Raw genomic sequence first — 4,069 nt, 5'->3', positions numbered from 1 at the left:
TTCCGAATTTTGGCTAAAGCCTTATAAGTTTTGTTTGTAATCCGTTGGCTAAAGCCAACGGCAATGAAAAATACAAGTGATTTTTGATAACTCCTCCTTCATTGCCGTCCCATTTATGGGACGGATAGAAAAATCAGAAAATGGGCTTTAGCCCAAATGCTAATCTTCCGAACACTTATGGTGAGGACACCAACAATGGGAAAGATATGTCAATATGAGCTTTAAAATCCGTGAGGCCTTTGAAGGTGCAATGACAGATATTTGCGGGTAGTGCAGCGTGACCGACTATATTATAGTGCATGTTTGCCTATGCTAAGTTTGGATTTAATGGTGACGTTATTTCGTCAGTGGCTTATTTTTAAATTGATCATTATCAGTTACTTATGCGTCCTATATGGTGTTCACGGCCGTGAACGTGAACACTTCTCACGCCATTTACTAACGTAGCCTATCGAAGACTCATACGAGCGATGAACAATGTTCACTAATGGTTCGACAAGCTCACCATGACAGGTATAATAAAAAAAAGCGATGGATTTTATCCGTCGCTTTTTTTTATTTAAGGCTTGCCAACTGCAAACCACCTGCCGCAAACTGATTACACCGCGTCAGACAACGAACTAAAAGTAAAGTCGCGGATACGCATTGGTGGTATCAGGGCACTTTGGCCGCTTTCACCGCTTACTGTGCGTTCTGCTTTGCCTAATGCATCCAGGTTGTTAAGCATAATAACCGGGCTCTCGTTAAATCTAAAGTTTTTGATAGGGAATTTTATCTGGCCGTTCTCAATATAAAAAGTACCATCGCGGGTTAGGCCTGTGTATAGAAGGGTTTGCGGGTCTACCGGGCGTATGTACCATAAACGAGTTACCAATATGCCTTTTTCGGTGCCTTTTATCAGGTCTTCTAAACTCTGGGTGCCGCCCTCCATTATAAAGCCATTTGGATATGGGATTGGTTTAACACCTTTCTTTTGCGCCCAATAACGTGAATAGGTAAAGTTTTTTACTACACCTTTTTCTATCCAGCTCATTTTTTGCAAAGGTTGCCCGTCGCCGCTCCAGCTGCTTGTTGGCAGCTCTGTATTTGCCGGGTCAGAATAAATATTTATTCTTTCATCAACCATTTTTTCGCCAAGGCGGGTTTTGCCCCCTGGTTTGCTTAAAAAGCTGCGGCCTTCGTCGGCGCTGCGCGCGTCAAGGCTACCGTATAATTGTTCAAGCAACACAATGCCTGCTGCAGGTTCCAATATCACGGTGTACTTACCGGGTTCAATTGCCTTGGCGGCAGATGAGCCCGTAGCTTTTTGAGCCGCTATTTTAGAGAATGCAGCCGCATCCAGCTTGGCAATATCATTATAATCTTTTGTTGAATAACCCGATCCCTGGCTATCGGCCGTACGCAGGGTAACCGAAAAGTTAATGTCGGTAGATTTATTGTAGGCGAACAAACCTTTCGAGTTCATCATGGCGCTAAAGCCTGCGCTGCTTTGCAGGAAGCCTGCCGCGGTAAGCTTATTATCTTTTGCTATCTGCAAACTTTGCGCAACCATAGTGGTGCGTTGTGCAGGTGTCATAGCAGCAGTTTCGGGTACAAAAGTTTTTGCCGGTGGTGCATAAGTTTGCGGTCCTAAAAATGGCATGTACTCCGGGTTTTCCGGTGCCAGCTTGGCCAACTCTTCTGATTTTCTCACAGCGCTTTCAATAGCGGCATCGGTATATTCGTTAAGGGTGATAACCCCCAGTTTTTTACCAAACGCCGATGATATGGCCATAGTGGTACTGCTTATAGCGCCACTTGTTGACACCGTATTACGGGCATACCTTATATTAGCCGAATCTGATCCATTCAGGTTTACTTCACACTCGTCGGCTTTTGAGTAGCTGAGCGCTTTTTTCATTATTGCGCGGCATTCATCTTCACTTAAAATAGCCATAGGTTTATATTTTTCTTGCTGTATTAATTACGTTAACCCCGTTAAAACGGGCTGTAGATGAACCGTGAGATACTGCGCTTGCCTGCATTGGCTGGCCTTTTCCATCAAAGAATGAACCGCCTAAACGGTAATCATTTTTATCACAAACTGCCGCGCAGGAGTTCCAAAATTCCTGGGTATTGGCCTGGTATGCCACATCGTTAAGCATGCCTACAATTTTACCGTTCTTTATCTCGTAATAAAGCTGGCCGCTAAACTGGAAGTTATAGCGCTGCTGATCTATAGAGAAAGAGCTATCGCCAATAATATAAATGCCTTTTTCTACATTTTTGATCATATCTGCCGGAGAGAGTGTTTCCTTGCCTGGTTGCAGGGAGATATTTGGCATACGCTGGAATTGTACATCCTGCCAGCTTTGCGAGTAGCAGCACCCTTGTGATTCTTTTAAACCTAAGATATGCGCCTGATCGCGGATGGCCTGGTAGTTTACCAATATGCCATCTTTAATTATATCCCATTGTTTGGTGCCCACGCCTTCATCATCGTAACCAACAGCACCAAGCGAACCCGGCTGTAATTTATCGGCCACAATATTTACGTTTTTGCTGCCAAAGTTAAATTTGCCCGTTTTCCATTTATCCAAAGTAAGGAAACTGGTACCGGCAAAGTTGGCTTCGTAACCCAGCACGCGGTCAAGCTCTGAGGGGTGCCCAACAGATTCGTGTATGGTTAACCAAAGGTGACTTGGATCAAGCACCAGGTCGTACTTACCGGGCTCTACCGTTTTTGCCTTCAGCTTTTCTGCTGCCTGCAATGCCGCCGCCGATGCATCTTCATGCATATCGTAACGGTCGCGGTATAGGGTGGTCTGACTTTTTATTTTGTCGCTTTCGCGGGGCATTATGTATTCGTAGCCCATTCCGCGCGGTGCGCTTAACGAACTGCGGGTTTCAAACTTGCCGGTTTTATCGTCAACCTTGGTTACCCCAAATACAGGCCATATCCGGTGGATATCCTGATCTATATAAGAACCATCGGTAGAGGCAAAATACTTTTGCTCGTTCACCATAAACAGTACCGAGTTAACATAGTTGGCGCCATTTTTAAAAGCCGCATCATTTACAGATAGCAACAGATCGGTCTTTTCTTTCATGGGCACCTCAAACGCATTACGTTCTATAGGTGTTTTCCAGCTTACCTCGCCGTAACCTTTCTGCGGTGCAAGCTGCACCGGGTCGGTTTGTATGCGGGCATTCTCTTTTGCAATGGCAACGGCAGTTTCTGCAGCGCGGGCAATGCTATCGTTATCCAGCTTATCGGTAGCGGCAAAGCCCCAGCAGCCGTTGGCAATTACGCGTATGCCCATCCCGTACGATTCTGTGTCAACAATGTTTTCAATGTTTTTATCACGCGTAACCACAAACTCGTTAAGGTAACGGCCAAGGCGTACATCGGTATAAGTAGCACCTTTTGCACGTGCGGCATTAAGGGCCACATCAGCCATGCGTTTTTTAATGGCTACATCAACATCCCGCATGCGTGTGCCGGGCACAATAGGCGAACCGGTGGCGGTAAACCTGCTAAGCATGGATGCACTTATGCCCATGCCGGTAAGGTAAAGGAAGTCTTTTCTTTTCAAAGCAGTATTATTATTAGTCTAATATAATGAATATTAGAAACACGTTAAAAAAAATTATTGGTTGCGGGTAAGCACGTAGGTTTTAGCTATTTGATCGTGCCAGGCCTGGCGATGTTCGCTCCATAAAATGTTAAGATAACCTATACCGAGTACTATGCTTGATAAAAATTTGGTGAAATTTCTTACCAATGCCCTGCCCAAACTTAGCCCACGGCCATCCGCATCAACAACCGCCAGTTTACATAATTTTTTACCTATACTGCCACGCATTGGGGTAGCTTCACATATTGAATTGTATATGGCCGATATAACAAAAATGACAAGATTGAATTTTAAGCGGACAATTTTAGCCTCGGTTGTATCGGGTTCCATAGCGGCTATTGTTGCCAGAAGATAAGCAGATGCAAAAATGGAAATGAGCAGGGATATTAAAACAGAATCTATAAGATAGGCCAGCAATCGCCACCAAAAAGTGGCCAGGTTATCCTCGGTAG

The 4,069-nt window shown here is 44.8% G+C and carries 3 protein-coding genes; all 3 read right to left on the bottom strand.

All coding sequences use genetic code 11. The annotated features are described in order from the left end of the window. Positions 1 to 598: 598 nt before the first annotated feature. Positions 599 to 1,936: a TldD/PmbA family protein gene (locus JWQ85_RS21735; protein ID WP_299471766.1), complete on the bottom strand. Its 1,338-nt coding sequence runs from the start codon at positions 1,934 to 1,936 to the stop codon at positions 599 to 601. Between the two features lie 4 nt (positions 1,937 to 1,940). After that, on the bottom strand, positions 1,941 to 3,575 hold the full coding sequence (locus tag JWQ85_RS21730) for a TldD/PmbA family protein (RefSeq protein ID WP_299471764.1): 1,635 nt from the start codon (positions 3,573 to 3,575) through the stop codon (positions 1,941 to 1,943). 54 nt (positions 3,576 to 3,629) lie between these two features. Continuing rightward, positions 3,630 to 4,069, bottom strand: a 440-nt coding sequence (locus JWQ85_RS21725; RefSeq protein ID WP_299471763.1) for an RDD family protein, incomplete at its 5' end; no start/stop codon positions are given.

This window comes from Mucilaginibacter sp., from assembly GCF_028288105.1.
Lineage (GTDB): Bacteria > Bacteroidota > Bacteroidia > Sphingobacteriales > Sphingobacteriaceae > Mucilaginibacter.
The sequence above is the reverse complement of the archived record's forward strand: the minus strand, read 5'-3'. Positions and strand labels throughout refer to the sequence as shown.